We start from the raw sequence: 25,162 nt of genomic DNA, 5'->3' as shown, positions 1-25,162 counted from the left end.
CGCGCGGAGGCGGCCTAGACGCCGCGCAAAAGTTGAAACCATAGATATTTCAGAAACCTTTTGTTGCTTAGGCTCTGCTGCAATTGCGCACAGGTCGGCTCCACGCCCGAGAGCTGCGCCGACGCGCCCTCGATCACTGTTCACAAGGACGCTTTCTCGATGCGTTTCGACAATTTGAAGCTCACCACCAAGAGCCTTCTCCCGCTCGCCCTGACTTGCCTGCTGTTTCTCGGAGCCACTGCGCTGGGCGTCCATCGAATGAGCGACCTCGGCCAGCGTTACGAAGATCTGACCGAGCATTCCTATGCCGCGGTGGTGAAGTTGCTGCGGTCGAATCGCGCCATCACCGAATTCGGCCTCTCGGTCCATCAGATGATCGCCTATGACTCGGACTCGCCGATCTCTCGGGCCGCTCAGAAGGAGGCCGCCTCGGTCGGCCCACGCGTCGACGCGCTGCTCGGCGAGGCGATGCAGCTCGAGCCCGTCCGCGCGGCGGAGATCAAAGTCTTCCGCGACCGCTTCGCCAAGGTCTTCGAGCAGGCGAAGCCGGCGATCGCGATCGCCCAGGAGCTTCCGGCGCTCGAGCTCGGCTCGCGCCTGAAGCCGCAGGATCTGGATCAGCTCGCCAAATGCGTGTCGCTGCTGCGCGGCGCCGACGAAGAAATCCGCGCGATCGCCGATGAAATGCGCGCGATCTATAGGGCGGCCGAGGTGGAGAACCAGCACGTCGGCGAAGAGCTGCGCCGCCAGACCGAGTCGACGATCTGGACGATGCTCGCCGTCGGCGCGATCGCCATATTCCTCGGCGGCGCGGCCTCGGTCTATATATCGAGCCGCAAGATCGGCGCTCCGATCACGCGCCTCACCGGGCAGATGGGCGATATCGCCAAGGGCGAATTGAGCGCCGCCGTGGAGGGCGTCGAACGCGGCGACGAGGTGGGCGCGATGGCGAGAGCCCTCGACACGTTCAAGCGCAACGCGCTCGAGCTGCGGGCCGTGGAGGCCCGTGCGGCCGAGGAGCAACGCCGCAGTGACGAGGCGGAAGCGCGCCGCAAGGCCGAGCAGGCCGTGATCGAAAAAGAGCGCGAGACGGCGTTGCAGGCGATCGGCGAGGGCCTCGAGAAGCTCGCCTCGAAGAATCTCGCCTATCGTCTCGCCGACGACATGCCCGCAACCTATCGCCGGCTGCAGAGCGATTTCAACTCGGCGATGGGCCAGCTGGAGTCGGCGCTCGGCGTCGTGGCGGCCGGCGCCGAGGCCATCCAGTCCGGCTCCAGCCAGATCTCCGTCGCCGCGGACGATCTCGCCCGCCGCACGGAGCAGCAGGCCGCGGGCCTCGAAGAGACGGCCGCCGCGCTCGAAGAAATCACCACCACGGTGAAAAAAAGCGCCGATGGGGCGGTCCATGCGAGCCATATCGTCGGCTCCACCAAGACCGAGGCCGAGAAGAGCGGCGCGATCGTCCGCAGAGCTGTCGACGCCATGGGCCGGATCGAGAAATCCTCGCAGGAGATCGGACAGATCATCGGCGTCATCGACGAAATCGCCTTCCAGACCAATCTGCTGGCGCTGAACGCCGGCGTCGAGGCCGCGCGCGCCGGCGAGGCCGGCAAGGGCTTCGCCGTCGTCGCCTCGGAAGTGCGCGCGCTGGCGCAGCGCTCCGCCGAGGCCGCCAAGGAGATCAAGGGCCTCATCTCCACATCGACGATCGAGGTGGAACAGGGCGTCGATCTCGTCGGCGCGACCGGCAAGGCGCTCGCGACGATCGTCACGCAGGTCGCCGAGATCGACAAGGTCGTCGCCGACATCGCCGCCGGCGCGCGCGAGCAGGCGACCGGCCTCGCCGAGATCAACACCGCCGTCAATCTGATGGATCAGAACACGCAGAAGAACGCCGCTATGGTCGAGCAGACCACCGCCGCGAGCCATAGCCTGCGCAAGGAGACGGAAGCGCTGACGCGTTCGGTGATGAGCTTCCGGCTCGGCGACAAGCCCGTCCATGCGCCGCGCCCTGCGTTGAAGCGCGTGTCCGCCGGCGGCGGCGGCGCCGTGCGCGAGCCGCAGGCCAGTCAGGACGGTTGGGACGAATTCTGATCGCTCACCGACAATGGCTCGGCGTCGGTGGTCTCCCGACGCTGGGCCGCGTCGCCGTCCTCGTCGAGACAGGCGGCGAGAAGACGCTCGATCAGCGGCCTGCTGTCCTGCTCGGCGAGGAGCGGCTCGATCCGCAGCACCTCACGCAACAGCGAGAAACCGATGAGGCAGGAGACGAACAGCGCCGCCCGCTGCTGCGCCGCCGGCCCATCGAGCTTGGCGGCCAGAGGCCCGATGAAATCCCTGTAGCAGCAGGCGCGAATCAAATCTCTCGCGAGCGGGCTCGTCAGCGAACGAACGAAGATATGCAAGCCTTCGTGTTGCTGCGATTCGAAGGCGAAACTCGAGAACAATGCGCTGAGGCGGCTCCGCTCCGCCGTCAATAGCGCCGCCGGACAGGCGTCGACGACGGCGGCGGCGAACAGCTGTTCCTTCGAACCGAAGGATCGATGCACCAACGCCACATCGACGCCCACATCCGCCGCTATATCGCGAAGCTTCACCTCCTCATAGGAGGCGCGCGCGAAACGTGTGATCGCCGCGGCGAGGATGCGCCGCCGCGTCTGCTCCCCCGAGCGCTTTTCTGAATTTTCCGGCCGCATCGAGAATCCCTCTCCCGATATGGGAAATACAATTGTTCGACCGTCGGTTGCCGTCAATCGCCATTCGCGCCGCAACGCGCGCGCGCGCCCAAATTCTTCCAAAATTTACCGGTTAGGGAAATGTGAACCATTCGAGGCCAAGCTGACGCTCGTCATCCGCAAGGTGAAACCACGTAGGGCTCGACCGGATTTCCATCCGACGCACCCTCGGGCACATTCGCCGAGGAAATCAACCACGGTTGACAAATCAGGCCGATTCGATGATTTTCGGCCCATAGCTTCGCTCTGGTCGGGGGCGGCGACTGAAGCGTTTCTTTCAAGTCCCTCGGAGGTTTCCATGCATATCAAAACCAGCCTTTCGGCTCTCGCGGTCGCCGCGCTTCTCTCGGTCGGCGCCGCTCAGGCGGCGGATCTGCCCTATCGCAAGGATGCGCCGGCCTTCGCGCCGCCGCCGCCGGTCTTCTCCTGGACGGGCGCCTATGTCGGCCTCAATGTCGGCGGCGCCTTCAAGTCCGACAACAGCTTCGGCGCGGCGGGCGACGTCAGCGGCGTCGTGGGCGGCGGCCAGATCGGCTACAACTATCAGATCTCGCCGCTCTTCGTCGTCGGTCTCGAGACCGACTTCCAGGGCACGAGCCTGCGCTCCAACAGCTTCGCCAACGCCAATGTGAGCCTGCCCTGGTTCGGCACGGTGCGCGGCCGCGCCGGCTTCGCGCTGCTCGACTCGCAGCTCTTCGTCTATGGCACGGGCGGCTTCGCCTATGGCGAGCTGAACACGCCTTTCGGCAACGACACCCGCACCGGCTGGACCGCCGGCGGCGGCGTCGAATGGGCCTTCCTGCCGAACTGGTCGGCCAAGGTCGAGTATCTCTACACCGATCTCGAGCGCAATGGCGGCGGCTGGACCGTGGGTCCGCAGCAAGCCAAGTTCCACACCGTCCGCGCCGGCGTGAACTACCACTTCAACCTGTTCTAGTCTCCGGCGCCGCATGGCCCGGCTTCTTTCAAAGCGGGTCATGCGTGCGGGGCCAGAGCCTCGAGCAATAAAAAAGGCGAAGCGACCTCTGGTCTGCTTCGCCTTTTTCGTTGGAAACCCATTCCCGGCCGCCGTGACGGCCGGGAAAATGCGCGATCCGATCAGCCCTTTGGGGCGATCAGCCTTTGGCCGCCGCCGCCACTTCCGCGGCGAAATCGCTGGTCTCTTTCTCTATGCCCTCGCCGAGCGCATAGCGCACGAAGCCCTTGATGGCGATCGGCGCGCCGGCCTTGCCCTCGTGCTCCTTGAGCGTCTGGGTGATCGTCTTGCCGTTATGGTCCGGATGGTTGGAGAGCTGATCGAGCAGCAGAACCTCTTTGTAATAGGTCTTGAGGCCCGACTCGATGATCTTCTCCAGCACATTGGCCGGCTTGCCGGCGTTCTTCTCGGCGAGCAGCGCCTTCTCGCGCTCGACCGTCGCGGGATCGAGGCCGGAAGCGTCGAGAGCGAGCGGATTGGCCGAGGCGACATGCATGGCGATCTGACGCGCGAGCGTCGAGAGCACCTCCTTGTCGCCCTTCGACTCAAGCGCGACGATCACCGCGATCTTGCCGAGGCCGTCGGCGATCTGCGTATGCACATAGCGATTGACCGCGCCTTCCACCGAATAGAAAGCGGCGCGGCGCAGCGTCAGATTCTCGCCTATGGTGGCGATGCCCGTGGTGATCGCCTCGGCGACCGTGCCGCCGCCCGGATAGGCCTTGGTCGCGAGCTCCTCGGCGTTTTGCGCCCCGGTGGTGAGAGCGACCTGGGCGATATTGCCGACGAGCTTCTGGAAGTCTTCGTTGCGGGCGACGAAATCGGTCTCGGAATTGACCTCGACGACAACGCCGACGCCGTCGCCGACGACGGCCGCGACAAGGCCTTCCGCGGCCACGCGGCCAGACTTTTTGGCGGCCTTGGACAGGCCTTTCTTACGCAGCCAGTCGACGGCCGCTTCGATATCGCCATTGGTCTCGGTGAGCGCGGCCTTGCAATCCATCATGCCGGCGCCGGTGCTTTCGCGCAGGTCCTTGACGAGAGCGGCGGTGATCTGGGCCATGGGTTCTCGACCTCTAGCTAGAGCTTAGGACGCCGGCCCCTCGTCGGAGCCGGCGCGATCTTATGAGCGTGAATGTGACGCTAGCGCGAAATCAGGCCGAGGCCAGCGAGCGCGCCTGATCGACCCAGCCGTCGCGGGCGATGCGGCCATTGAGCTTCAGATCCAGGTCGAGCTTCTCGACATCGGCCGGCGTCAGAGCGGCGATCTGCCAATAATGGAAGATGCCGCCGTCATTGAGCTTCTTGACGAGCTGCGGGCCGACGCCATGCAGCTTGGCGAGATCGTCCGGCGCGCCGCGCGGGGCGGTGAGCAGCTCGAAGGGCTCGAGCGCGACATCGACCTCGACGGCCGCCTCGGCGGCGACATCCTCGGGCGAGCGCAGATCGGCGTGGACCCGGCCGAGCGCCGGCTCCGCGACGGGCGCCTCGAGCGCGCCGATATCGACGCCCGAAAGGCCCTGGCTGCGCGAGATGCCATCGATCGCCGCGCGGGCGATGAGATCGCAATAGAGCGCGATGGCGCGGCCCGCATCGTCGTTGCCGGGGATGGGGAAAGTGATGCCGTCCGGATCGCAATTGGTGTCGAGGATCGCCACCACCGGGATCTTCAGGCGGTTCGCCTCCTTGATCGCCAGCTGCTCCTTATTGGTGTCGATGACGAAGATGAGGTCCGGCGTGCCGCCCATATCCTTGATGCCGCCCAGCGCCTTCTCGAGCTTGTCGCGCTCGCGGGTGAGGAGCAGACGCTCCTTCTTGGTCACGCCGCCGCTGCCGGCGCCGAGCTGCTCGTCGAGCTTGCGCAGGCGCTGGATGGAGCCGGAGATCGTCTTCCAATTGGTGAGCGTGCCGCCCAGCCAACGGGAATTGATGAAATATTGCGCGCTGCGACGAGCGGCGTCGGCGATCTGGTCCTGCGCCTGACGCTTGGTGCCGACGAACAGCACGCGGCCGCCGCGCGCGACCGTGTCGGAGACGATCTTCAGCGCCTGATGCAGCAGCGGCACCGTCTGGGCGAGATCGATGATGTGGATATTGTTGCGGGCGCCGAAAATGAAGGGAGCCATTTTCGGGTTCCAGCGATGCGACTGGTGGCCGAAATGAGCGCCGGACTCGAGCAGGCCGCGCATGGTGAAATCGGGAAGCGCCATTGTTTTTTCTCCGGTTCTAGCCTCGGCGAAAGCGTGGAGAAGCCGGAGAACCGGCCACCGGAACGGCGCCTTGAAGCAGGAGCCGTAAGACTTTCGCCTGTGGGATGGCGCGGCTTATAGGCGAGAACGGCGGTGGGGGCAAGCGGGGTGGAGATACGAAAGGCGCCCCCGAAACCGCTGCCAATCACTGCGATATTGCAGAAGCGCGAGACTCGCGTTCCATTGCGACGGTCTCCAGCCCGGAACTCGAGTATAGCGCCAATCGGTCTCGAAGAAACGCAGGCAGTCGTGATGTTTCCGCGAGAACAAACCCCGCGGTTCCGTAGAATGGTATGAGATACCGATAGGGAAGACAAAACGCCGTCGTGTTTTCGAGAAAAGTGAGACAGTGGCGCAGCAACCGCGCACCAACTCCTCGCCGTTGAAATCGCCGACGAACCTGCATTCCTCGCAGAACTGTGAAGCGCTCATGCGAACACAAGCGAACGAGCGCGATCATCGAACCGTCGGCATCGTGCGCCGCGATGACTTTATCGGATTCATCGACGCCGCCGCCATATCCACATTCGACATAAAAATGACGCGCCTCGGGTAGGTCGCCGGCGCCGACCAAGCCAATTGTCACATCAAAATTATTCATGGAAATCGATCCTCGTCACCGCCTCGGTGGAGTATCCCGAACTCTTCCGACGTTCGCCACGTCGCTCGGAGGCCTGCCTCAGAAAACCATAAGATAATGGAAATCGACGAAGCGGTCGCCAGCAGCCGTCATCCGACCCTCGCTAACGCGAGGGCGCCCAATTCTGTCGACCTCACCCCCGCGATCTGCTAATCACCGCCCCGCCGTCACTTCCCCTTTTCACGAGGCCGCTTTGCCGCTCTTCGTCGCCATCTGCCAGGACAAGCCGAATCATGTCGAGCTCCGACTCGCCACGCGGGAGGCGCATCTCGCCTTTCTCGCCGCCAATGCGGCCGCGGTGAAGCTCGGCGGGCCCTTTCTCGATTCGGCCGAGAAGCCTGTCGGCTCCCTGCTGATCGTCGAGGCGGCGGATGAAGCGGCGGCGAAGGCGCTGCTCGCCGACGACCCTTACGCCAAGGCGGACCTCTTCTCGAGTGTCGAGCTCAAGCCCTGGAAGCGCGTGGTGGGGGCCGAGCTCTGATGGCGCATTGGCTGTTCAAGAGCGAGCCCAAGACCTGGTCCTGGGACCAGCAGGTCGCGGCCGGAGCGAAGGGCACCTTCTGGAACGGCGTGCGCAACCATCTGGCCAAAAAACATCTGATGGCGATGCAGAAGGGCGAGCGCGGCTTTTTCTATCACTCCAACGAGGAAAAGGCCGTCGTCGGCGTGGTGGAAGTCATCGAGACTTATTATCCGGACCATACGGATGAGAGCGGCAAATTCGGCATGGTCGACATAAAGGCGATCACGCCATTGAAGAAGCCCGTCACCCTCGCGCAGATCAAGGCCGACCCTCGCCTCGCCGAAATGGTCCTCGTCAATAATTCTCGTCTTTCGGTGCAGCCCGTCACCGAGGAGGAGTGGAAACTCATCCTTTCGCTCGGCGGCGTGGACGCGCTCTAGCAGAGCCAATTCGGAAAGCCCATTTTCGCGGCCGTGAAACGCCCGCGCGCGTTCTTGCTCAATTTTCGTGCGAAGCCCTTGTCGGATGCGACTCTCGTCTTTTCAGACGCCGAAAAGCGCGCTAGCAGTTCATTTCTAGGCCCGCCCATAGGAGAAACGATGGCGCGCAAGAAAATCGCCCTGATCGGCGCCGGCCATATCGGCGGCACGCTGGCTCATCTCATCGGCCTCAAGGAGCTCGGCGATGTCGTACTCTTCGATATCGCCAGCGGCGTGCCTCAGGGCAAGGCGCTCGACCTCTCCCAATCCTCGCCGATCGAGGGGTTCGACGCGCGCGTCGCCGGCGCGGATGATTATTCCGCCATCGCCGGAGCCGACGTCGTCATCGTGACCGCCGGCGTGCCGCGCCAGCCGGGCATGAGCCGCGACGATCTGCTCACCATCAATCTCGGCGTCGTGTCCAAGGTCGGCGCGGGCGTCAAGGCCTATGCGCCGAACGCTTTCGTCATCTGCATCACCAATCCGCTCGACGTCATGGTCTGGGCGCTGCAGAAGGCGAGCGGACTGCCGACCAACAAAATCGTCGGCATGGCCGGCGTGCTCGATTCGGCCCGCTTCCGCTTCTTTTTGGCGGAGGAGCTCAATGTCTCGGTCGAGGACGTCAGCGCCTTCGTGCTCGGCGGCCATGGCGACGACATGGTTCCTTCCGTGCGCTATTCGACGGTGGCGGGCGTTCCTTTGCCCGATCTCGTCGCCATGGGCTGGACGACGCAGGCCAAGATCGACGCGATCGTCGACCGCACGCGCAAGGGCGGCGGCGAGATCGTCGGCCTGCTCAAGACCGGCTCCGCCTATTACGCCCCCGCCTCCGCGGCCATCGCAATGGCCGAGAGCTATCTGAAGGACAAGCGCCGCGTGCTGCCCTGCGCCGCCTATCTCGACGGCCAATATGGCGTCAGCGGGCTCTATGTCGGCGTGCCGGTGGTCATCGGCGCGAATGGCGTGGAGCGCGTCGTCGAGATATCGCTCGACGCCGCCGAGCGGCAGATGTTCGACAAATCGGTGGCCTCGGTGAAGACTCTGATCGCCGCCAGCAAGGCGCTCGACCCGGCCTTCGCCTGACCCGGCCCTCGCCCGACCCGGCTTTCGCCCGACCCATGCGAAGCCGCCGTTGTTCCGCCCCTTTCGGGGCGCGTTGTCGCGACGCAACTATCAGGATCGACGAAAGATGAACATCCACGAATATCAGGCCAAAGCCATTCTGCGTGAGTTCGGCGCCCCCGTCGCCGAGGGCGCCCCCGTGCTGGAGGCGGGCGAAGCGCGCCAGGCGGCAAGCGGCCTGCCCGGCCCCGTCTATGTGGTCAAGGCGCAGATCCACGCCGGCGGCCGCGGCAAGGGCAAGTTCAAGGAGGCCTCCGCCGGCGACAAGGGCGGCGTGCGCCTCGCCCGCACGCTCGACGAGGTCGAGACCTACGCCAAGGAAATGCTGGGCTCGACGCTGGTCACCGCGCAGACGGGCGAGGCCGGCAAGCAGGTGAATCGCCTCTATATCGAGGACGGCGCCGATATCGACAAAGAATTCTACCTCTCTCTACTGATCGACCGCGCCACCTCGCGCATCTCCTTCGTCGTCTCCACCGAGGGCGGCACGGATATCGAGGCCGTCGCCCATGCGACGCCCGAGAAGATCGTGACCTTCTCCGTCGATCCGGCGACCGGCATTCTGCCGCATCACGGCCGCCGCGTCGCCGATGCGCTGGGCCTTTCCGGCGGCCTCGTCAAAGAGGCGGTCTCGCTCACCGAGCGGCTCTTTTCCGCCTTCGTGGCCAAGGATATGGAGCTGCTCGAGATCAATCCGCTGATCGTCACCAAGGACGGGCGCCTGCGCTGCCTCGACGCCAAGGTCTCCTTCGACGACAATGCGCTCTACCGCCACCCGGACGTCGTCGCGCTGCGCGACAAGACCGAGGAGGACGAGAAGGAGATCGAGGCCTCGAAATATGAGCTCGCCTATATCGCGCTCGACGGCGCCATCGGCTGCATGGTGAACGGCGCCGGCCTCGCCATGGCGACGATGGACATCATCAAGCTCTATGGCGAGAATCCGGCCAACTTCCTCGATGTCGGCGGCGGCGCGACCAAGGAAAAAGTCACCGCGGCCTTCAAGATCATCACCGCCGACCCCAAGGTGAAGGGCATTCTCGTCAACATCTTCGGCGGCATCATGCGCTGCGACGTGATCGCCGAGGGCGTGATCGCCGCGGTCAAGGAGGTGGGGCTCGCCGTTCCTCTCGTGGTGCGGCTCGAGGGCACCAATGTCGAGCTCGGCAAGGAGATCATCTCCGGCTCCGGCCTCGACGTGATCTCCGCCGACGACCTCGACGACGCCGCGCAGAAAATCGTGGCCGCCGTGCGCGGACGAAGCTGACGCGACGCTTTCGCGACAAAAGACGGCAGCCCCCGCTGGGATATTTCGCACTTGCGGGGGCGGCCCAAAACAGCCATCTTCCCGCATGATGGTGGCGCTCGGCGGCTTCTTTCGAGGCGAGCCGGCGCCGCGCCGCTGCGGCCGATTGCGGGAAACAGCACGTGAACAGAATTTTCTCGTCCGATGCGCCGAAACGGCGCCGCGTTCGCTCTTTCTCGACCCGCGCGGCCTGCGCCGCCGCGGCTTTTTGCGCTCTTTCGCTCGGGGCCGATGATTTCGTCGGCAAGGACTTGTTCCTCGGCAAGGGTATGGCCCACGCCCGCGAGACGAGCCTCTCCATCGCCACGCCCTTCGAGGTCGGCGAGAGCGCGTCCGGCAATTATCTCGCCGCGATCGTCGCCGGCGCGGAGCGCGACACGCTCGCCGCCTCCACATTTTTCCGCGAGGCGCTGCGCAGCGATCCGCGCAACCGCGAGCTGACGGAGCGCGCCTTCGTCGCCGCGCTCGCCAATGGCAATATGCGCGAGGCCGTCTCGCTCGCCACCCGCGTCGCCTCCTTCGACCGCGCCAATGGCCTCGCCAATCTGACGCTCGGCGTCGAGGCGATAAAGGCCAAGAAATTCGCCCGCGCCCGCGCGGTTCTCGCCAAGGGCGGGCTGGACCGCAAACACGACGTCACCTCCACTCTGCTCACCGCTTGGGCCTATGCCGGCGCCGGCGAGACGAAGCAGGCGCTGGCGACGGCGGACAAACTCAAGGAAGACGCCTTCGCCGTCTTCCGCGACTATCACGCCGCGCTGATCTCCGATTCGGCCAAGACCGTCGACAAGGCCGAGGCGACGAAGCGCTTCAAGGCCGCCTATGGCTCCGAGCGCAATACGCTGCGGCTCGTCGACGCCTATGCGCGTTTCCTCGTCGCGCATGGCAGCCGCGAGGAGGCGCGCCGCGTCTATCGCTCCTTCGACGATCTGGCCCCGCGTCATCCGATCGTCACCGCGGCGATCGCCGATATCGATTCGGGCAAGCCGCTCGCCCCCTTCGTGCGTGACGCCGACGCCGGCGCGGCCGAAGTGCTCTATGGCCTCGGCGCGATCGGCGGCCGGCAGGGCGACGAGCTCGCCTCGCTCATCTATCTGCGTCTCTCCCTCTTCCTCGCGCCAGACAATGCGCTGGCGACGATCACGCTCGCCGACATATACGAGCGCATGAAGCAGGAGGAGATCGCCATCGATCTCTACGACAGCGTGCCCAAGGACAATCCGCTGCGCGTCAACGCCGATGTGCAGGCGGCGCTGCTGCTGGAGACGCTCGGCAAGACCAAAGAGGCGACCGATCATCTTCAGGCCGTCATCGCCGAGAATCCCAAGGATCAGGAGGCGCTGACCGCGCTCGGCAACATCCAGCGCTCGCGCAAGCTGTTCGCCGATTCGGTGACCACCTACACCAAGGTGCTCGATCTGCAGCCGCAGGCCGACAAGAGCCAATGGCTGCTCTATTATTACCGCGGCATCGCCAATGAGCGCCGCAAGAACTGGCCGACTGCCGAGGCCGACCTCAAAAAGGCGCTGGAGCTCTATCCCGACCAGCCGCTGGTGTTGAACTACCTCGGTTATTCCTGGGTGGATCAGGGCGTCAATCTCGACGAGGCGTTCAAAATGCTGCGCCGCGCCGTCGATCTGCGCGCCCGCGACGGCTATGTCGTCGACAGTCTCGGCTGGGCCTATTACCGGCTCGGCCGCTATGAGGAGGCGGTGCGCGAGCTCGAGAAGGCGGTCGATCTCAAGCCCTCCGATCCGGTCATCAACGACCATCTCGGCGACGCCTATTGGCGCGTCAATCGCAAGCTCGAGGCGCGCTTCCAGTGGAACCACGCGCGCGACATGAATCCCGACCCCGACGATCTGCCGAAGATTCTCGAGAAGATCGACAAAGGGCTGAGCGACGCCTCGCCCATCGCCAGCGATCAGACCAAGAAGAAGAACGGCGGCTGAGGCGCGGAGTTCCGCGCCTTCATCGGCTGCGCCAAACTTTGGCGGCCGAGCCCAGCAGGATCGCCGCGAGGAACGGCCGTAGCACGTCTTCGGCCACGATCCCGAGCAGCCGTCCCCCGACAAAGGCGCCGAACAGAGATCCTGCCGCCATAATGCCGAGAAAGCCGCGATTTTCGCCGAGCGCGGCGAAATTGGCGGTCTTGCTGTAACGCAGGAAACCGATCAGCATCGTCGGTAGGCTGACCGCCAGAGAAAGGCTGCCGGCGAGCTTTATGTCGGCCCCGAACAGCAGAACCAATGTGGGAATGAGCAATTCCCCGCCGGCGACGCCGAGCATGGAGGCGACGACGCCGATCGCGAGACCGGCCGCGACGCCGGCCGCGATAAGCGACGCGCCGTCCAAAGCGGCGACGCCCCCAGTCCCGGCATGGCCGAACGCCAACAATACGCCGATTCCAGCGAGCACGACCGCGATGATGCGATGAAGCGTCCCGGAGTCGATCCGCGCAGCGAAGCCCGCCCCGAGCCATGCGCCGACCAAGCTGCCTGCCAGCAGATTTACGATCACGGGCCAATGCTCGGCAATATCCGCGAAGCTCGCCACATGGGCGCGAAAGGGCAGCGCGGCGGCAACAACGACGAGGCTCGTCGCCTTGTTCAAAATGACCGCCTCGAGCGCTGGAAAGCCGAACAGGCCGATCAACAGCGGCAGGCGGAATTCTGCGCCACCGAGACCGATCAGCCCCCCGAGCACGCCGATCGCAGCGCCGCTCGAGAAGGAGGCAAAACCGTTTCGCCGAAGTGAGGAAGAGTTCGTAGAAGCGCGCATGAGCTATATATGCACAAATATAGATTGGATAAAGCACGCCGCTTCACCTGCCGGCGCGCAGCGCCGTCAGGCAGAACTCCACCATTTGCGCAGCGCTCGGCGCGCCGGGGTCGGCGCATTCCACCTGTATGCGCGGATGGCAATAGCGAATGCAGGCCGAATGGACGAGGCGCGCCGCGAGATGCGCGTCGCCGCGACGAAACTCGCCACTCTCCATGCCGGACGCGATGACCCGTTCGATCGCCGCGTCTACACGGGCGATGTGCTCGCCGATGATCGGCCAATGCTCGGCCATCGCCGCCTCGACGATGTCGTGCAGCTTGCGATCGTCGACATAGCGCTCGCGATTCATCGCCTCATTGGTTTCGACGAGCCATAGCAGTCGTTCGGCGGCCGCGCCCGGGCCATCGGCGATGGCGTCGACGACCGCCTCCACCTCTCCCGTCAGCAGGCGCGCGACGGCGGCGTTGATCTCCGATTTGGCGCCGAAGTAGCGATAGACATTGGCCGGCGACATGCCGAGCTCTCGCGCTATGTCGGCGACAGTGGTCTTCTGAAAGCCCATCAGCCGGAACAGACGTTCGGCCGTCGCGACGATGCGGGCGCGCTGCTCTGCGCCGCGCGCAGCAGCGGGCGCGGCGCTCTCGCTCATTCGGCGGCCCTCTCCGCGAGTTCGCCATAGCCGAATTCCGCGGGCGCCGGCGGAGGCGTCTCGATCGGCGCATCGGCGAGGCGGCGGCGGAACCACAGCGCATAGAGCGCCGGCAGAAACAGCACGGTGAGGAAGGTCGCGACGAAGAGTCCGCCCATGATGGTGAGCGCCATCGGGCCCCAGAACAGTGAGCGCGTCAGCGGGATCATGCCGAGAATGGCGGCGAGCGCGGTCAGCGCCACCGGCCGCGCGCGGCGCACTGTGGCGCCGATGATGGCCTCGCGATAATTGGCGCCCTTTTCGAGATCCTGGCGCACCTGATCGACCAATATGATCGAATTGCGCATGTCCATGCCGGAGAGCGCGATGAGGCCGAGCAGAGCGACGAAGCCGAAAGGCGCGCTCGCCAGATTGAGCGCGAGCGAGGCTCCGATGAGCCCCAGCGGCGCGCTCATCATCACCAGGCCGAGCCGCGTGAAATCCTGCAGCTGGAACATCACGATGACCAGCATGACCAAAATCATGACCGGAGCCACCGCGGCGATGGAGGAATTGGCCTTGGCCGATTCCTCGATCGCGCCGCCGATCTCGATCCGATAGCCCGGCGGCAGATGCTCGCGCAGCTCGGCGAGGCGCGGCCAGATGCGATTGGTGACGTCGGGCGCCTGCACGCCGTCTTTCACATCGGCGCGCACGGTGACGAGCATGTTGCGATTGCGCCGCCAGATGATCGGCTCCTCATGCTCATAGACGATGTTGGCGATCTGCGAGACCGGCACCGGCGCGCCCGCCCGCGTCAAAATCACCATATCGTCGAGCCGGCCGAGATCGCCGCGCTCGGCCGGAATGGCGCGCGCGACGACGTCGACGCGATCGATGCCGTCGCGCAGGCTGGTGATCGTGACGCCCGAGATCATCATCTGCAAGCGGGCCGCCACCTCCTGCGGCGTGAGGCCCATGGTCCGCGCGCGGTCCTGATCGATGACCAGTCGCACGGCGGGCGTCTGCTCGTTCCATTGCAGATGCGGCTCGACGACGGCCTTGTCCTCGCGCATCAGATCGCGCACGCGATAGGCGATGGCGCGCACTTCCGTCGGATCGCGGCCGATAACGCGAAACTGCACCGGAAAGCCGACCGGCGGCCCGAAATTGAAGCGATCGACGCGCGCGCGCGCCTGCGAGACGGCCCCCTCGTCCAGCGCCTTCGTCAATCTCAGCTTCAGCCGCTCGCGCGCCTCGAGATCCTTGGCGACGATGACGATCTCCGCATAGGCCTCGTTCGGCAGCGCCGGGCTGAGGCCGAGCCAGAAGCGCGGCGGGCCGCGCCCGATGTAGCTCGTGTAATGGACGGCGTCCTCGTCGCCCTTCAGCAGAGTCTCGGCCTGCTCCACCGCCGTCGCCGTGGCGAGAATCGACGAGCCCTCCGGCATGCGCAGCTGGAAGAACAGCTCCGGCCGCTCGGAGATCGGGAAAAATTGCTTCTGCACATGAGTGAAGCCGATCAGCGCCGCGACGAAGACGCCGGCCGTCGCACCGACGACGAGCAGGCGATTGTCGACGGCCCAGGTCACGAGCCCGCGCAGACCGCGATAGAAGGGCGTCGAATAGATCGCCTCGGGATCGTGATGCTGGCGGCTCGAGAAATCCGGCAGCAGCTTCACGCCGAGATAAGGCGTGAACAGAACGGCGACGAACCAGGAGGCGACGAGCGCCACCGCGAGCACGAAGAACAGCGAGCCCGTATATTCGCCGGTCGAGGAGGCGGCGAAGCCGACCGGCATGAAGCCCGCCACCGTCACCAGAGTGCCGGTGAGCATGGGAAAGGCCGTGGACGTCCAGGCGAAGGTCGCCGCGCTTATTCGATCTGCGCCCTGCTCCATCTTCACCGTCATCATCTCGACCGCGATGATGGCGTCGTCGACGAGGAGGCCGAGCGCGATGATCAGCGCGCCGAGCGAGATGCGCTGCAGATCGATCCCGAACGCATTCATGAACACGAAGACGATGGCGAGCACGAGAGGCGCCGACAAAGCGACGATGATCCCAGTGCGAAAGCCCAGCGAGACGAAGCTCACGAAGAGCACGATGACGAGCGCCTCGACGAAGGAGCGCGTGAACTCGCCGACGGCCTGCGAGACGACCTTCGGCTGATCGGCGATCTGCGTGATCTCTATGCCGACCGGCGTCTCGGCGCGGACCTCGGCCATGGTCGCGTCGAGCTGCTTGCCGAGCGTCAGCACATTGCCGCCCTTCGCCATCACCGCGCCGACGACGATCGTCGGCTCGCCCTTGTAGCGGGCGAGGAAGCTCGGCGGATCCTCATAGCCGGCGACGACATCGGCCACGTCGCCCAAGCGAAACACATGGCCATTCGCCTCCACCGGCGTCGCGGCGATGGCCTCTGCGCCCTTCAGCGCGCCGGTGACGCGCAATTGCACGCGATTGGCCGGCGTCTCGAAGACGCCGGCGGCGTTCACCGCATTCTGCTTGGCGAGCGATTCGAACAGCGCTTGCGGAGTGACGCCGAGATTGGCGAGCTTGGCCTGGCTGAACTCCACGAAGATCTTGCGGTCCTGCCCACCGTAGACATTGACCTTCACAATGTCCGGCGTCTCCAGGAGGCGCTGCCGGAACATTTCGACGATGCGGTCGAGCTGGTGATAATCGGCGCCCTCGCCGTGAACGGCGTAGAGGACCGCGTCGACGTCGCCGAATTCATCGTTGATGTCGGGCCCGAGCACGCCTTGCGGCAGCTCCGGCTGAATATCGCGGAGCTTCTTGCGCAATTGATAGAAGAGGCCGGGCACCTGGGCGGGCGGCGTCGTGTCCTTGAAGGTCACCTGCATCGCCAGAAAGCTCGGCTTCACATAGGTCTCGATCTTCTCGAGAAAGGGAAGCTCCTGCAGCTTCTTCTCGATACGGTCGGACACCTGGTCGCGCATTTCCAGGGCAGTGACGCCCGGCCAGATCGCCGTGAGATTGGCGACCTTGATGGTGAAGGACGGATCCTCCGCGCGGCCGAGGCGGAAATAGGAATAGAAGCCGGCGATGGCGACGGCCAGGATCAGCGCCAGAGTGAGCGTCTGACGTTTGACGGCCCAGAGGGACAGGTTGAAGCTCATCTGTCGCGCCTCACAGGGCTTCGGCGTCGACGGCGCGCACCCGCTGGCCGGGATCGAGCTTATGCGCGCCGAGCACGACCACCCGGTCGCCCTCCGCGACGCCGGCGGCGATCAGCGCCGTCTTGGCCTCGTAGCGCAGCACGGAGACCGGCGCGAGCGTGAGCTTGCCGTCACCCTCCACCTTCCACACGCTCGGGCCTGCGCCTTGATCGAAGAGAGCGGCGAGCGGCAGAGCGGCGGCGACGCCCTGGTCCTTGCTGGCGAGCGTCAAGGTCGCGCTCATGCCGAGCCCGACTTTCTCGTCCGCGCCGACGATCGAATAGCGCGCCGCGAAAGTGCGGCTGGCGCCGTCGGCGGAGGCGCCGAGCTCGCGCAGGCTCGCGCGATAGATTTTGGACGGATCGGACCACAGATAGAGGCTCGCCTCTCCCGCCCCGGCGGCGGAGGCGAAAGCCTCGGGAAGCGAGACGACGGCCTCCAGCGCGCCCGCGCGGGCGACGCGCACCGCCGTCTGCCCGGCCGAGATCACCTGCCCCGGCTCGACGAAGGTCGCGGTCACGACGCCGTCGGAATCGGCGCGCAGCGACGCATAGTCCAGCGCATTCTTGGCGAGCTCGACGGCCCGCAGCGCGCGCTGCTGGCGCCCGCGCGCCTCCTCGGCGGCGGCCTTCTGCCGATCGAGCGCCGCCTGCGCGGTCCAGCCGTCCTTGCGCAGCGTCTGCGCGCGGCGCTCGTCGGCGGCGGCCTGCTCCAGCCCCATGCGCGCGGCGGAAAGTTCCGCCTCGGCCTGCTCCTTCTGCAGACGGAGATCGACCTCGTCCAGAACGGCGAGCAGATCGCCGGATTTGACGCTCTGGCCGTTCTCGACGAGGCGGCGAACCACCTTGCCGGACACGCGGAACGCCTGGTCGGTCTCGACGCGCGGGCGGATGGTGGCGACGAATTGGCGCGTCTGCGCGCGCGGGACATAGCGCACCGGCGCGACGAGCACGACCCGCGCCGGCCCCTCGGCCTTACGGCCCCCGGAATTGTCGCAGGCGGAAAGAAGCAGGAGAACGCATAACGCCGACGCGGACCGCAACAACGATCGACTCTTCTGCATTGCGGCGATTCTCCGCCAAAGACGCCCGTCCGTATTACACCAAGTCGAATCGCACGCTTCGTGACGAAAATCAAATATCGTCAGTCGTCATCTGGAAGGAGCAAAGGCCGCCCTGTTCGAAAACGTAACGGAAACCGACAGGAGAGGCTCGGCTAGAGCGACAGCAGCTGGGCGAGCCGTGTCGCGATCCGCTCGAGCGGCCCCTCCACCTCTATGCTGAGGCCCATATAGGCGTGAATCGCGACCGCCGCCGCGAGGAAGACGATGAGCGCCGGAGCCCCGATCGCGAGCCGCGAGGGCGCGCCGCCGAGGAACACGCCGAATGCGGCCAAGCCTATGAAAAACCCGGCGAAAGCCTCCGGCGCCGTATGCGCCCCCTCCACCACGCGGCCGATGGCGACGAGCACGGCCACGGCCACGCCGAGCGCCGCCGCGAGAATTCCGGCTCGTCTTTCGCGAACGCGCATGAAAATTGCGGAGAGCGGCAGGAAGAAGGCAGCCGCGAGCGCGGCGTGGCCGCTGGGACTGTGCAGCGGCGGAGGGCCGAAGGCCATGGAGAAAATCTTGGCGAGCGTCGCCATCACGCCGCAGACCGCGATAGCGGCCAGGAAAGCGACGGCGGCGCGGCGGTCTCCGGCGGCCCACAGCGCCGCGGCGAGGCCCCCGCTCGCGGGCAAGACAAAGCCGGCGTCGCCGAAGACGACGACGATTCGGAACAAGGGTTCGATCGACTGCAGCAGCACGCGTCGGCCTGCTCGGGACGAGAGTTCGGAAAGGGACGCAGGCGAGCGGCGACCAGCGGCGACGGGCGCCGCGAGCAACCTTCGCTTCGCGAATCGCTCGCGTGAGAATAAGCGAAAGCGGGCCCGAACGATAAAACTGCGGCGTGGCGACAGAAAATCCCGGCCCCGACGGAGCTTGCCGCCGTCGGAGGCTTCATTCTATATGCCCCGCGCACTCTATCTGCCCAGCGCACTTGCGCCGATGCAGGCCGATGACAATCTGAAGGGACGGTGAACAGCCGATGCGCGGCGGGCTGAAAATGCGAGCCGCCGAAGGATCGGCGACATACGGGCCGCTTCGGGACCCGGCGATTTCGAAAGAACGAAAGGAACGGCGATATGGCTAAAATCATCGGCATCGACCTCGGCACGACCAATTCCTGCGTGGCCGTAATGGAAGGGTCGAGCCCCAAGGTCATCGAGAACGCGGAAGGCGCGCGCACCACGCCGTCCATCGTCGCTTTCACAGAGGACGGAGAGCGTCTCGTCGGCCAGCCCGCCAAGCGTCAGGCGGTGACCAATCCCGAGCGCACCTTCTTCGCGATCAAGCGCCTCATCGGCCGCTCTTTCGACGATCCGATGACCAAGAAGGACATCGGCCTCGTCCCCTATAAGATCGTCAAGGCTCCCAATGGCGACGCCTGGGTGCAGTCGGACGGCAAGCAATATTCGCCCTCGCAGATTTCCGCCTTCATTCTGCAGAAGATGAAGGAGACGGCCGAAGCCTATCTCGGCCAGACCGTGACTCAAGCGGTCATCACCGTTCCCGCCTACTTCAACGACGCCCAGCGCCAGGCCACCAAGGACGCCGGCAAGATCGCCGGCCTCGAGGTGCTGCGCATCATCAACGAGCCGACGGCGGCCGCGCTCGCCTATGGCCTCGACAAGAAGGGAGCCGGCACGATCGCGGTCTATGACCTCGGCGGCGGCACCTTCGACGTGTCGATCCTCGAGATCGGCGACGGCGTGTTCGAGGTGAAGTCGACCAATGGCGACACATTCCTGGGCGGCGAGGACTTCGACAGCCGCCTCGTCGAATATCTCGCGGGCGAGTTCAAGAAGGAGCAGGGCATCGACCTGACGAAGGACAAGCTCGCTCTGCAGCGCCTGAAGGAAGCGTCCGAGAAGGCCAAGATCGAACTCTCCTCCGCCACGCAGACCGAGATCAACCTGCCTTACATCACCGCCGACTCCTCCGGTCCGAAGCATCTGACCCTGAAGCTGACGCGCGCCAAATTCGAGGCGCTGGTCGACGATCTCATCCAGCGCACCATCGAGCCCTGCCGCAAGGCGCTCAAGGACGCCGGCCTCTCGGCGGCCGAGATCGGCGAAGTGGTGCTCGTCGGCGGCATGACGCGCATGCCGAAGGTGCAGGAAGTCGTCAAGCAGTTCTTCGGCAAGGAGCCGCACAAGGGCGTCAACCCGGACGAGGTCGTCGCCATCGGCGCGGCGGTGCAGGCCGGCGTTCTGCAGGGCGACGTCAAGGACGTTCTGCTGCTCGACGTAACGCCTCTGTCGCTCGGCATCGAGACGCTGGGCGGCGTGTTCACGCGCCTCATCGACCGCAACACGACCATCCCGACCAAGAAGAGCCAGGTGTTCTCCACGGCCGAGGACAATCAGACCGCGGTCACCATTCGCGTCTTCCAGGGCGAGCGCGAGATGGCGCAGGACAATAAGCTGCTCGGCCAGTTCGACCTCGTCGGCATTCCGCCGGCGCCGCGCGGCGTGCCGCAGATCGAGGTGACCTTCGACATCGACGCCAATGGCATCGTCAATGTGACGGCGAAGGACAAGGCCACCAATAAAGAGCAGCAGATCCGCATCCAGGCCTCCGGCGGCCTGTCGGACGCCGACATCGATAAAATGGTCAAGGACGCCGAGGCGCATGCCGCGGAAGACAAGACCCGCCGCGAGCTCGTCGATGTGAAGAACCATGGCGAGGCGGCCGTGCATTCGGCCGAGAAGTCGGTCGCCGAATTCGGCGACAAGGTGTCCTCCGCCGACAAGAGCGCGATCGAGACGGCCATTGCGGCGCTGAAGACCGCTCTCGAGGGCGAGGATGTGGAGACCATCAAGGCCAAGAGCAATGAGCTGGCGCAGGCCTCCATGAAGCTCGGCGAGGCGATGTACAAGTCCCAGCAGGCCGAAGGCGCCGCGCCCGGCGCCGGCGAGACGCACGCCCAGGACGATGTCATCGACGCGGACTTCAAGGAAGTCGGCGGCGACGAGAAGAAGAAGTAAGACTAGAAAAAGCGCTTCCTTCTCCCGCTCCGCGGGAGAAGCTCGCCCGCACGGCGTTTTCAATCGAATTTGATCGGCTTATCGACGCGCGCTCCCCCAAATAGGAGAAGGAGCGCGCGTCGAGAGTCGGACTATCGATTTTCCGGGTCAAAACCTCATGCTCGTCGTGTTCAGCGGCCTTCCCGGTTCCGGCAAGACCACCATTTCCCGCTTGCTCGCCCAGCGCCTCGAGGCGGTCTATCTTCGCATCGACACGATGGAGCCGCCGATCCAGGCGGCCTATGGCCACGACATCGGAGCTGTCGGTTATTGCGTGGCTCACGGCGTCGCCGCCGACAATCTGGCGCTCGGACGCAAGGTCGTCGCCGACTGCGTCAATGATGTGAACATCACGCGAGACGCATGGCGCGCGCTGGCGCTGCGGGCGAAGGCCGCCGTCGCCGAAATCGAGGTCCGGTGCTCCGACGCGCAGGAGCATCGTCGCCGCGTCGAAACGCGGATCGCAGACGTGGACGGCCTGATCATGCCGAGCTGGGAGGACATCGTCGCGCGGCGGCAAGATCCCTGGCTGCGCGACCATATCGTCGTCGACACTGCGGGTCGCAGTGTGGAAGACTGTGTCGTCGAATTGATGGGCGTCTGCCGCATCCTTTGGACCGAGAGGAACGCGCTCGGCGGCTCCGAACTCGACTTTGGCGTCGCTCGGGAACCGTGGTAACAGATTTCCCGAGTTCATATATCGGCTGCGATCCTCGGCGCGTCCCGCCGGCAGGACGCCTTCCCCCAACATCTGTCGACCGTCCCCATGTCCAAACGCGACTTCTACGAAACTCTCGGCGTTGCCAAGACCTCGACCGACGTCGAGCTGAAAATCGCCTTTCGCAAGGCCGCGATGCAATATCATCCGGACCGCAATCCCGGCGATGCGGAGGCCGAAGCGCGCTTCAAGGAGGTCAACGAGGCCTATCAGTGCCTCTCCGACACGCAAAAGCGCGCCGCCTATGACCGTTTCGGCCACGCCGCTTTCGAGCAGGGCGGCGGCGGTTTCGGGGCGGGCGACGGCTTCGCGGCCTCGATGGCCGATATTTTCGACGATCTCTTCGGCGAGGTGATGGGTCGGCGCGGCGGCGGCCGCGGCAGCGCCCGCGAGCGCGGCTCGGACCTGCGCTACAATATGGAAATCACGCTGGAGGAGGCGTTCCACGGCAAGGCGGCGACGCTGAAGCTACCCACCACCATCTCCTGCGAGGCCTGCGGCGGCACGGGGGCCAAAAAGGGCTCCAAGCCCAAGACCTGCCCGACCTGCGCCGGCCATGGCCGCGTGCGCGCCCAGCAGGGCTTTTTCGCCATTGAGCGCACCTGCCCCACCTGCCAGGGCCGCGGCGAGGTCATCGACAATCCCTGCTCCGTCTGCGCGGGAACCGGCCGCGCCACCATAGAGCGCACGCTCTCCGTCAACGTGCCGCCAGGCGTCGAGGACGGCACGCGCATCCGTCTCGCCGGCGAGGGCGAGGCCGGGCTGCGCGGCGGCCCGGCGGGCGATCTCTATATTTTCCTGTCGGTCAAGCCGCACAGCTTCTTCCAGCGCGACGGCGCCGATCTCTACTGCCGCGTGCCGATCTCCATGGTGCGGGCCGCGCTCGGCGGCAAGATCACCGTGCATACGATCGACGGCGGCGAGACCGAGATCAAAATTCCCGAGGGCGCGCAAACCGGCAAGCAGATCAAGGTGAAAGCCAAAGGCATGCCCTTGCTGCGCGGGCGCGAATCGGGCGATCTCTATGTGCAGATCAGCGTCGAGACGCCGCAGAATCTGACGAAGCGCCAGCGCGAGCTGCTCAATGAATTCGAGGACGAGTCTTCTCATCAGACTCATCCGGAAGCGACCGGCTTCTTCGCGAAGATGAAGGAGCTGTTCGGCAAGTGAGCGAGTGCGTGAGCGACAGTTCGAGCGAGGCTCGCCATTGACCGATCGGCCCTGTTATACCAAGGTCGCGCCGCCGTAATGATGGAGAGGCAACCCGAGCGTGTTACAGAATCTCGAGCCCCCGAAAAACTCCTTGGTTTACAATGCGCGTTTCATTCGCTCGCTGATCGAGAATCCGCGCCTCGTCGGCGCGGTTTCGCCCTCCGGCCCGGTGCTGGCCAAGACCATGGCCAGCTATGTCGACATTTCCGGCGACGCGCCCATCGTCGAGCTGGGGCCGGGCACTGGCCCGGTGACGCAGGCGCTGCTCGATCGCGGCATTGCGCCGGAGCGCCTCACCCTCGTCGAATATGAGGCGAAATTCTGCGACCTGCTGCGCGAGCGCTTTCCCGGCGTGAATGTCGTGCAGGGCGACGCCTATGGGCTGAAGAAGACGCTCGCAGGCAAGATCGACGGGCCCGTCGCCTCCATCGTCTCCAGCCTGCCGCTGCTCAACCAGCCGGAGGCCGACCGTCTGCGGCTGCTCGACCAGGCTTTCGAGCTGATCGCGCCGGGGGGCGTGTTCATCCAATTCACCTATAGCCTGTGGGTCTCGCCCATGCCGTTGAAGCGCCACGCAAATCGCGCGGCCTACACGGCCGAGGGCCTCGGCCCGATCTGGTTGAATCTGCCGCCCGCGCGCGTGTGGCTGTATAAGCGGGCCCGCTGAACCAGACCGTCGAGGCCGCGACGGCCGAGGCGCTTTTTTCGATGGACGCTTTTCATGCCGCTCGCCATTCGAAGCGCCTCATCCGAAGACGAGGAGCCAGTGGTCGCGCTGTGGCGCGCCTGCGGCCTCGTCGTCAGCTACAATGATCCGGCCGCCGATTTTCGATTCGCCAGAGCCAAAACCTCATCGGACGTTCTGGTCGGCGTCGATCGCTCCGGCCAGATCCGTGGCTCGGTCATGGTCGGACATGATGGTCATCGCGGCTGGCTCTATTATCTCGCCTCGCATCCGGACACGCGCGGCGTCGGGTTCGGGCGGGAAATGGCGCTCGCGGCCGAGGAATGGCTCCGCGAGCGCGGCGTCGTCAAAGCGCAGCTGCTGGTGCGGGAGACCAATACCGGCGTCGTCTCTTTCTACGAGCGCCTGGGCTATGAGGTGGCGCCTCGGGTGCTCATGAGCAAATGGCTGACGCCGCCCGCCTGATTTCGGCCGCCGACAGGAGCGCATGCATGGCCTCGGACGCAAATACAGCCGCGCGCGATCGGCTGATCGTCGCGCTGGACGTCGACAGCGTGGAGGCGGCGCGCGCACTGGTCTCGCGGCTGGGCGATTCGGTCTCCTTCTACAAAATCGGCATGGAGCTCGCCTATGGCGGCGGCCTGCCGCTGGTCGAGGAGCTGAAGGCGAAGGACAAAAAGGTCTTCGTCGATCTGAAGCTCCACGACATCGGCCAGACGGTCGAGCGCGCGACCCGGCAGATCGCTCGGCTCGGCGCGGATTTCCTCACCATTCACGGTTTTCCACAGACGATGCGCGCCGCCCGCCAGGGCGCGGAGGCCTCCGGCCTGCGGCTGCTCGCCGTCACGGTGATGACCTCCTATGACGATTCCGATCTCGCCGAGGCCGGCTATTCGATCGGCGTCGCCGAGCTCGTCGCGCAGCGCGCGCGCCAAGCGAAGGCGGCCGGGATCGATGGGCTGATCCTGTCGCCGCAGGAGGTCGCGCCGATTCGCGCGCTGGTCGGGCCGCAGATCGTCTTGGTGACGCCGGGCGTGCGTCCCGCCGGCGCCGCGCTCGGCGATCAAAAACGGGTGATGACGCCGGGAGAGGCGATCACAGCCGGCGCCGACCATCTCGTCGTCGGCCGCCCGGTGACGCAGGCGGACGACCCGCGCGCCGCGGCGGAGGGAATCGTCGCGGAAATCGCCGCCGCCTCTGCGACGTAGGACCGCTCAGAGCAGCGCCATCTCCTTCAGCGTCCGCTCGACCTGCTCCGGGCTCTCGAAACGCGTCGCATGCAGCCCGACCTTGCGGGCGCCTTCGACATTGGCGGGAGAATCGTCGATGAACAGACAGGCCGCCGGATCGAGCCCATAGGTTTCGAGCAATAGGCGATAGATCGCGGGATCGGGCTTCAACAGCTTCACCCGGCCGGAGACGACGACGCCGGCAAAGCGTCGGAAAAAGCCGAAGCGCTCATAGGTCTCCCCATATTTCTCGTCCGAGAAATTGGTGAGCGCATAGAGCGGCGTCGCGCGCTCGGCGAGCCGCTCCAGCAGAGCGACCGTGCCGGCGATGGGTCCGGCGATCATCTCGGCCCAACGCGCGTCATAGGCGCGGATGAGATCGGCGAAATCGGGATAGAGCGTGACACGCTCGGCGACCGCCTCGGCGAAGGGCCGCCCACGGTCCAATTCGAGATTCCAATCGGATGTGCAGACCTCCCCGAGAAACCGCTCCATGGCCTCGGCGTCGTCGAAGAGCTTGCGATAGAGATAGCGCGGATTCCAATCGACGAGCACATTGCCGATATCGAAGACGACGGTGGTGACGCGAGATTTCACGAACATTCGGGGGCTCCGGGCTCTCGGGC

General features: G+C 65.4%; 23 protein-coding genes. 13 read left to right on the top strand and 10 right to left on the bottom strand.

Features of this window, described 5'->3' with window-relative positions:
- The first annotated feature begins 159 nt into the window (after window positions 1-159).
- Entirely contained in the window at window positions 160-2,094 is a 1,935-nt protein-coding gene (locus IY145_RS15105) for a methyl-accepting chemotaxis protein (RefSeq protein ID WP_196408963.1), read from the top strand.
- Here the strand turns inward: IY145_RS15105 and IY145_RS15100 are convergent.
- Complete coding sequence (locus tag IY145_RS15100) at window positions 2,070-2,696, bottom strand: TetR/AcrR family transcriptional regulator (RefSeq protein ID WP_196408962.1); 627 nt, start codon at window positions 2,694-2,696, stop codon at window positions 2,070-2,072. The two genes, IY145_RS15105 and IY145_RS15100, sit on opposite strands and share 25 nt — an antisense overlap.
- A gap of 337 nt (window positions 2,697-3,033) precedes the next feature.
- Between IY145_RS15100 and IY145_RS15095 the strand changes: the two genes are divergently transcribed.
- A complete protein-coding gene (locus tag IY145_RS15095) occupies window positions 3,034-3,672 on the top strand; it encodes an outer membrane protein (RefSeq protein WP_196408961.1) in 639 nt (212 codons plus the stop codon).
- Between the two features lie 178 nt (window positions 3,673-3,850).
- On the opposite strand, the gene tsf is transcribed toward IY145_RS15095, so the two are convergent.
- From tsf to IY145_RS15080, 3 genes are all read right to left on the bottom strand, one after another.
- Window positions 3,851-4,774 carry a translation elongation factor Ts gene (gene tsf, locus IY145_RS15090; RefSeq protein ID WP_196408960.1) on the bottom strand — a complete coding sequence of 308 codons (924 nt, stop codon included), beginning with the start codon at window positions 4,772-4,774 and terminating at the stop codon, window positions 3,851-3,853.
- 91 nt (window positions 4,775-4,865) lie between these two features.
- Window positions 4,866-5,921, bottom strand: coding sequence for a 30S ribosomal protein S2 (locus IY145_RS15085; RefSeq protein WP_196408959.1), 1,056 nt, complete (start codon window positions 5,919-5,921; stop codon window positions 4,866-4,868).
- Window positions 5,922-6,105: 184 nt separating this feature from the next.
- On the bottom strand, window positions 6,106-6,561 hold the full coding sequence (locus IY145_RS15080; RefSeq protein WP_196408958.1) for a GNAT family N-acetyltransferase: 456 nt from the start codon (window positions 6,559-6,561) through the stop codon (window positions 6,106-6,108).
- A 232-nt stretch (window positions 6,562-6,793) separates the two neighbouring features.
- Here IY145_RS15080 and IY145_RS15075 point away from each other — a divergent pair, with 232 nt between their 5' ends.
- From IY145_RS15075 to IY145_RS15055, 5 genes are all read left to right on the top strand, one after another.
- Complete coding sequence (locus IY145_RS15075) at window positions 6,794-7,081, top strand: YciI family protein (protein WP_196408957.1); 288 nt, start codon at window positions 6,794-6,796, stop codon at window positions 7,079-7,081.
- Window positions 7,081-7,503, top strand: a complete 423-nt coding sequence (locus IY145_RS15070; protein ID WP_196408956.1) for an EVE domain-containing protein — start codon at window positions 7,081-7,083, stop codon at window positions 7,501-7,503. Before IY145_RS15075 ends, IY145_RS15070 begins: the two co-directional genes overlap by 1 nt.
- Before the next feature lie 159 nt (window positions 7,504-7,662).
- Window positions 7,663-8,625, top strand: a complete 963-nt coding sequence (gene mdh / locus IY145_RS15065) for a malate dehydrogenase (RefSeq protein WP_196408955.1) — start codon at window positions 7,663-7,665, stop codon at window positions 8,623-8,625.
- Window positions 8,626-8,731: 106 nt separating this feature from the next.
- Window positions 8,732-9,931: an ADP-forming succinate--CoA ligase subunit beta gene (gene sucC, locus IY145_RS15060; RefSeq protein ID WP_196408954.1), complete on the top strand. Its 1,200-nt coding sequence runs from the start codon at window positions 8,732-8,734 to the stop codon at window positions 9,929-9,931.
- Between the two features lie 161 nt (window positions 9,932-10,092).
- Window positions 10,093-11,922, top strand: coding sequence for a tetratricopeptide repeat protein (locus tag IY145_RS15055; RefSeq protein WP_196408953.1), 1,830 nt, complete (start codon window positions 10,093-10,095; stop codon window positions 11,920-11,922).
- A gap of 19 nt (window positions 11,923-11,941) precedes the next feature.
- Here IY145_RS15055 and IY145_RS15050 read toward each other — a convergent pair whose 3' ends face one another.
- From IY145_RS15050 to IY145_RS15030, 5 genes are all read right to left on the bottom strand, one after another.
- Window positions 11,942-12,751: a sulfite exporter TauE/SafE family protein gene (locus IY145_RS15050; protein ID WP_196408952.1), complete on the bottom strand. Its 810-nt coding sequence runs from the start codon at window positions 12,749-12,751 to the stop codon at window positions 11,942-11,944.
- 43 nt (window positions 12,752-12,794) lie between these two features.
- Entirely contained in the window at window positions 12,795-13,403 is a 609-nt protein-coding gene (locus IY145_RS15045) for a TetR/AcrR family transcriptional regulator (RefSeq protein WP_196408951.1), read from the bottom strand.
- Window positions 13,400-16,525, bottom strand: a complete 3,126-nt coding sequence (locus IY145_RS15040) for an efflux RND transporter permease subunit (protein WP_196408950.1) — start codon at window positions 16,523-16,525, stop codon at window positions 13,400-13,402. The genes IY145_RS15045 and IY145_RS15040 overlap by 4 nt, the downstream gene beginning before the upstream one ends.
- Window positions 16,526-16,535: 10 nt before the next feature.
- Complete coding sequence (locus IY145_RS15035; RefSeq protein WP_196408949.1) at window positions 16,536-17,627, bottom strand: efflux RND transporter periplasmic adaptor subunit; 1,092 nt, start codon at window positions 17,625-17,627, stop codon at window positions 16,536-16,538.
- A gap of 152 nt (window positions 17,628-17,779) precedes the next feature.
- Window positions 17,780-18,370: a phosphatase PAP2 family protein gene (locus IY145_RS15030; RefSeq protein WP_196408948.1), complete on the bottom strand. Its 591-nt coding sequence runs from the start codon at window positions 18,368-18,370 to the stop codon at window positions 17,780-17,782.
- A 378-nt stretch (window positions 18,371-18,748) separates the two neighbouring features.
- Here IY145_RS15030 and dnaK point away from each other — a divergent pair, with 378 nt between their 5' ends.
- From dnaK to pyrF, 6 genes are all read left to right on the top strand, one after another.
- The gene (dnaK, locus tag IY145_RS15025; protein ID WP_196408947.1) at window positions 18,749-20,653 is read left to right on the top strand and encodes a molecular chaperone DnaK; all 1,905 of its coding nucleotides are present in this window, start codon (window positions 18,749-18,751) and stop codon (window positions 20,651-20,653) included.
- A 157-nt stretch (window positions 20,654-20,810) separates the two neighbouring features.
- Window positions 20,811-21,371 carry an AAA family ATPase gene (locus tag IY145_RS15020; RefSeq protein ID WP_196408946.1) on the top strand — a complete coding sequence of 187 codons (561 nt, stop codon included), beginning with the start codon at window positions 20,811-20,813 and terminating at the stop codon, window positions 21,369-21,371.
- A gap of 87 nt (window positions 21,372-21,458) precedes the next feature.
- The gene (gene dnaJ, locus IY145_RS15015; RefSeq protein ID WP_196408945.1) at window positions 21,459-22,580 is read left to right on the top strand and encodes a molecular chaperone DnaJ; all 1,122 of its coding nucleotides are present in this window, start codon (window positions 21,459-21,461) and stop codon (window positions 22,578-22,580) included.
- Between the two features lie 133 nt (window positions 22,581-22,713).
- Entirely contained in the window at window positions 22,714-23,289 is a 576-nt protein-coding gene (locus tag IY145_RS15010; protein ID WP_210332675.1) for a class I SAM-dependent methyltransferase, read from the top strand.
- Between the two features lie 54 nt (window positions 23,290-23,343).
- Complete coding sequence (locus IY145_RS15005) at window positions 23,344-23,772, top strand: GNAT family acetyltransferase (protein ID WP_196408943.1); 429 nt, start codon at window positions 23,344-23,346, stop codon at window positions 23,770-23,772.
- Window positions 23,773-23,798: 26 nt separating this feature from the next.
- A complete protein-coding gene (pyrF, locus tag IY145_RS15000; RefSeq protein ID WP_196408942.1) occupies window positions 23,799-24,515 on the top strand; it encodes an orotidine-5'-phosphate decarboxylase in 717 nt (238 codons plus the stop codon).
- A gap of 6 nt (window positions 24,516-24,521) precedes the next feature.
- Here pyrF and IY145_RS14995 read toward each other — a convergent pair whose 3' ends face one another.
- Entirely contained in the window at window positions 24,522-25,139 is a 618-nt protein-coding gene (locus IY145_RS14995) for an HAD family phosphatase (RefSeq protein WP_196408941.1), read from the bottom strand.
- Window positions 25,140-25,162 lie beyond the last annotated feature (23 nt).

This window comes from Methylosinus sp. H3A, assembly GCF_015709455.1.
Classification (GTDB): Bacteria; Pseudomonadota; Alphaproteobacteria; order Rhizobiales; family Beijerinckiaceae; genus Methylosinus.
The sequence above is the reverse complement of the archived record's forward strand: the minus strand, read 5'-3'. Positions and strand labels throughout refer to the sequence as shown.